At 61.3% G+C, this 4,514-nt stretch carries 5 protein-coding genes and 1 pseudogene; 3 read left to right on the top strand and 3 right to left on the bottom strand.

Annotated elements, in window-relative coordinates:
* Nucleotides 1-122: 122 nt before the first annotated feature.
* Genes QMX78_RS21615 through QMX78_RS20155 form a run of 3 tightly spaced genes read right to left on the bottom strand, consistent with a single transcriptional unit; the run spans nucleotide 123 to nucleotide 2,013 of the window.
* A complete protein-coding gene (locus tag QMX78_RS21615; RefSeq protein WP_343239306.1) occupies nucleotides 123-233 on the bottom strand; it encodes a TIR domain-containing protein in 111 nt (36 codons plus the stop codon).
* A 53-nt stretch (nucleotides 234-286) separates the two neighbouring features.
* A complete protein-coding gene (locus QMX78_RS20160; protein ID WP_019396525.1) occupies nucleotides 287-868 on the bottom strand; it encodes a hypothetical protein in 582 nt (193 codons plus the stop codon).
* A 2-nt stretch (nucleotides 869-870) separates the two neighbouring features.
* Nucleotides 871-2,013, bottom strand: coding sequence for a toll/interleukin-1 receptor domain-containing protein (locus tag QMX78_RS20155; RefSeq protein WP_079264197.1), 1,143 nt, complete (start codon nucleotides 2,011-2,013; stop codon nucleotides 871-873).
* Between the two features lie 389 nt (nucleotides 2,014-2,402).
* On the opposite strand from QMX78_RS20155, the gene radC reads away from it, so the two are divergent.
* The 3 genes and pseudogenes from radC to QMX78_RS20140 all read left to right on the top strand — a co-directional run bounded on the left by radC (nucleotide 2,403) and on the right by QMX78_RS20140 (nucleotide 3,890).
* Entirely contained in the window at nucleotides 2,403-2,912 is a 510-nt protein-coding gene (gene radC / locus QMX78_RS20150; protein WP_019396527.1) for a DNA repair protein RadC, read from the top strand.
* Between the two features lie 282 nt (nucleotides 2,913-3,194).
* Nucleotides 3,195-3,546: pseudogene (locus QMX78_RS20145) on the top strand (DUF2958 domain-containing protein).
* 65 nt (nucleotides 3,547-3,611) lie between these two features.
* A complete protein-coding gene (locus tag QMX78_RS20140) occupies nucleotides 3,612-3,890 on the top strand; it encodes a hypothetical protein (protein ID WP_019396529.1) in 279 nt (92 codons plus the stop codon).
* Nucleotides 3,891-4,514 lie beyond the last annotated feature (624 nt).

Raw genomic sequence — 4,514 nt, 5'->3', positions numbered from 1 at the left:
TACATCGAGATGTTTTACAACCCGACACGGCGACACGGTTCCAATGGCGGCCTGTCCCCGATAGAGTTTGAACGGCAGTACGCACTAAACGGCTGAAGAGTGTCTACAAAAGCCTGGGCGATTCAGTTATCGCTTGCTGACGGGTTTCCCTCTACGATCCCAATATTGCGTATCTTGGATGCGCGCCAACTGTCGCGTTGATAATGAAAGCTGTAGAAGACTTTCCGTGGCATGAGCAATCCTCGGTTGATTTTTTTAGAGCACCAGATCGGGAAACGAACTAACTCTATTTGCCAGCCAAGGGCACCGCCAGATGCGCATGGAAGAGCTGAGCAAAGTCCACATCGGCAAGCGCTTCACCGGTGAAATAGCCATGGTCCTTGGCGAGATTCAGCGCGGCTCCGCCTGGCGAGGACACCGGGACCACCTTGGCTGCAGGATGGAAGCGCCTGAAAAGCTCGTGCTCAGCTTCTACCCCATCCATTCCACCAATAAACACAGCAGCGCTCAAGTCCTCACGCGAAAGCATTTGTTCGCGCATGACAAGCAAGCTTGCCGCCCTGTCATTGGGAACTGCATCGGTGAAGACTACATTTTGGAAATGCTTGTTCTCTTCGGGGAAGATTTCTGCAAAAAACGTGCTCTGGTATAAGACAACAGACTGCGAGTAGTCGACCCCCAAGTCTTCACATATGCTCCAAATCATCGGGGTAATCGCAGGATGCCCACCCCACACGATCTTGTGCTGACGAATGACTGCTATGACCAGTTCTCTCACCGCACATTGGATGAGAAATGGATCGGCGGTTTCGTGGTAAGTGCCACGCCCTACAAGTGGCACGCTGGCCGAGAGGAAGATTGCGCTCATGGCTACGCCTCCCAGTCCGCGAATTGCCAACCCGCCTCGCTGGCTTTAACCCACCTAGCGGAGTGAATGTGCTGTCCTAACCAGTCCAGATGGCCCAGCCACCTGGGGTGCAGGCCTACGTGATCGTAGACAACGGCAACGGATTGTTCCGGTGAGTTCGTAGACGCATCGTGCAGCGTAGATGACGTGGGAACACCGACCGTTGGATAAACGACTACATTCCGCCCATCGGGCAGTTGGACATATACAGCTCTATTGGCGCCCACTCCGACGACTTGGCCGCCGATTGTTTGAATGGCATTGCGCAGATTGCTTACGAGGTTGACAGAGCGAACCGCGTGACTCTGGCTGCGAACTTCCTCTAGCTGAAGACAAATGCGTTCCACCGCACCTTCTGCGATGCGCCCAGTCGTCGGATCGACTTCTTCAGGTAGCAGCTCCGCCCGACTCGCCGTTGCTGTGCGCGCAGAAGGCGTTGTGTCAGGCCAACCGACTCGCAAGACGCTGATGCCTTTGGCCAAAGCGCGTCCAAACTCAGCACTCGTCCAACGGCTTTCAAAATATCCTGGCGTGTCGAGCATCAGCAGGACATCCGAGTCACAAAGCCGATGCCATAGCATGGTCTGGAAATCTTCTGCGGGTGGAATGCCATGTGTATCGAGAAATACATCGAATAGCCGAGCAGACAGCGCATCGAATAGCTGCAAGGCTGCTTCCCTGGCCTCGCCCCGACGATAGCTTACGAACACCCGGCGCTGTCGAGGAAGGAGCCCAGCACACTCCAGCAAAGCAGACGCGACACGTTGCGGCCCACCTGCGGCGTATGCCAAGCAGTTGAGCGGCTGCAGCAATCCAGGGATTTCTGCACTGACTCGATTGACGTCAGAGGCGACCGGGAGCAATGGGATGCCTCGTGCCAGCAGTCTTGCCACATTGGCAAGAGGAGGCTCATGACCTCCGAAAAATGCCGCAGCAGACGATCGCTGTTGGTCTGGATTGAATTCATCGGGACAAACCTCCCATCCAATCTCATGCCCCAACCGCAAATTGAACATGCCGACAGCCTTTCCGATGACTTCTTCAAGTTCGGAAATTTGAACTGCAGTTGGTGTGCCAAGCAGGGCAAGTTGATACAGGGCTGGCATGCCGTTCCTTGCTATTGCAGTGTTCTAACCAAGCGAGACCCAATACGGGAATCTGTAGTTTCTAAAGATACCCGATTTTTGGGCGTCCCCGAATGGGCCGCGCTGTCGTACTTCGCATCGAGCCGCCGTTGGCGTCTCGCCCCTGCGGGCGTCCATCGCTGACGCCTCCGGCCTAGACAGGCCTGCGCGCTCCGCTTGCCAGAGTTCATGCGTGGCATATGGGGGCGGTCTTGTTGTCCCTTCACCGTATCACGGCGTTCTCGCCGTCAAAGGCGGCGCGCGCCATGCGCGCTTGCGTCCTGGCGGCCGTCTTCGCCCCCTGACTGCTTGCGCTGCGCCGTGCTGGCCACGGTTCCGGGCAATTCCGCCCGAGCAACCGGAGCACGATCATGTCGCAACTGTCCTTTTCCTCGTTCGATACCTCGCTGATGGTGCGTGACGCACAGGGCCGCTACCTGTTGGCGACCACCGACCAGATTCTGGAGGCCGCTCGCCAGGCCATCGAGCACAAGATGCAGCGCAGTGCGTCGTTCAGTTCGCCGGCGGCGGTCAAGGAATACCTGCGCGCCAAGCTGGCCGGCTTCGAGCATGAGGTGTTCGCTGTGCTGTTCCTCGATACGCAGCATCGCCTGATCGAGTACGTCGAGATGTTCCGCGGCACGATCGACAGCGCATCGGTGTATCCGCGCGAAGTGGTCAAGCAGGCACTGCGGCTCAATGCGGCGGCAGTCATCATTTCGCACAACCACCCGAGCGGGAATCCAGAGCCGAGCAGAGCCGACGAGGTGCTGACCCAGCGGCTCAAGGAAACACTGGCGCTGGTGGATGTCCGCACGCTGGATCACATCATCGTGGCGGGTAGCTCCACCACGTCGTTTGCCGAACGCGGCCTGATCTGACCGAGGGGGCTTCGGCCCCCTTTTTGCTGCGGCCGGTGGCGCAACTCCGGCCCTCGCGGGCCTGCGCGTGCTGCGCACTTGCCGAAAGCCGGGGTGCATGGAGGTGCGAGGGAGGCGGTCTTGCTGTTCCCTTCATCGTGCCACGGCGTTCTCGCCGTCAAGGGCTGCGCGCGCCCTGCGCGCTTGCGTCCTGGCGGCCGTCGTTGACCCCTGACTGCTTGCGCTGCGCCGTGCCCCGGAAGGGTCGGGCAATTCCGCCCGGCAACCTTTCAGGAGTTCACCATGAACAACGCACTCATCACTGACGAGCAGCGCATCGTGCTGCTGGCCAACGGCCGCGCATCCTTGCAGAACGCGGACTTCGATCCGGCGCCCGTGGTCAAGCTGTTCACGCCGGACGCCGGCGCGACCTGGCTGCTGACCGAGATTGATCCCGACGACCACGACCACGCCTTCGGTCTTTGCGACCCGGGCCTGGGAGAGCCGGAAATCGGCTGGGTCAGCCTGGGCGAGCTGGCGACGGTGCGCGGCGGGCTGGGCCTGCCGATCGAGGCGTGACCTGTCGTTCCGCGCCGAGAAGCGGTTGAGCGCCTATGCGCGCGATGCGCGGCTGGCCGGGCGGATCGCTGTCTGACCCGGCCCTTGGAGCGCCGCAAGGCGCTCCTTGTGCTTTCTCAACCATCACAGGAGATCAATGCCATGAGCAGCCATCACGACTACATCATCGAAATCACGGCGCAGCACGATGCGCTCAAGCCGTTCGCGCCGGAGAACGGCCAGCCCTTGCGCTTCAAGATCGGCGACGCGGTGATCTTCACCAACGAGTTTGGCGCACAGTTCCGGCGCCGCGTTACCGGGTTCTACCGGCCCACCGGACTTTCGGGCATGTATGCCCGCGGTGCGCGCTACCTGCTGGACTCGTCATCGCCTTGGATTCCGGTTGCGGAATCCAGCCTGCGTCCTGACGACGCGGCGTGATGCCTACGCGCCCCGGACGGGGCGCTGCGCGCTTCGCTTGCCTCCAGGGGAAAGCCCTGCGGGCTATCCCCGCCGCGCAGGCTTGGCGCCCCTGAACTCTGCCGACCCGGCTGCGCCGGATCGGCCAGACAGCAACCGTATCAGGCCCACGATGCCTTGCGTGTGCTCGTCCTGATCTTGTTGCTTCTTCGGCATTGAAGCCTGGGCGTCCCCGGCCACCTGGGAGATGGGAGATGGCCGGTCGCGCTGTCGTGCTGCGCATCGAACCCCCTGCGGGGTTTCGCCCCTGACGGGCTTCCATCGTTCCCTCGCTCCGCTCGGCTGACGCCTCCGGCCCGGCTTCCAGATCCGGGCCTGCGCGCTTCGCTTGCCGTGCGGTCGGCGTGTGGGATGGCCGTTGCCATGTTCAGCCGTCTTCCCTGACCTCATCACCTTGTCCGCGACTGTAGCCCGCGCCCGTTTGCCGTCAAGGCGCGCAGGGCCGTGTCCTCGCTTCGCTGCGGGCCGCACCAACCCTGCGCTTGCCTCCTTGACGGCACCCGTTCGCGCGCTCCTGACCGTCGCGGGCGATGAACTCAGGAAAGACGGTGGCAACAGGGCCAACCGGGTTCCTCGTGCCGACCG

It is taken from the genome of Stenotrophomonas sp. PS02298 (assembly GCF_029959445.1).
GTDB lineage: Bacteria > Pseudomonadota > Gammaproteobacteria > Xanthomonadales > Xanthomonadaceae > Stenotrophomonas.
Note: the sequence above shows the minus strand (reverse complement) of the source record. Positions and strands in the feature narration are given on the sequence as shown.

Coding starts and splice junctions, on each gene's coding strand:
- QMX78_RS21615 (WP_343239306.1), bottom strand. CDS start 233: ATGCCACGGAAAGTCTTCTACAGCTTTCATTATCAACGCGACAGTTGG.
- QMX78_RS20160 (WP_019396525.1), bottom strand. CDS start 868: ATGAGCGCAATCTTCCTCTCGGCCAGCGTGCCACTTGTAGGGCGTGGC.
- QMX78_RS20155 (WP_079264197.1), bottom strand. CDS start 2,013: ATGCCAGCCCTGTATCAACTTGCCCTGCTTGGCACACCAACTGCAGTT.
- radC (WP_019396527.1), top strand. CDS start 2,403: ATGTCGCAACTGTCCTTTTCCTCGTTCGATACCTCGCTGATGGTGCGT.
- QMX78_RS20140 (WP_019396529.1), top strand. CDS start 3,612: ATGAGCAGCCATCACGACTACATCATCGAAATCACGGCGCAGCACGAT.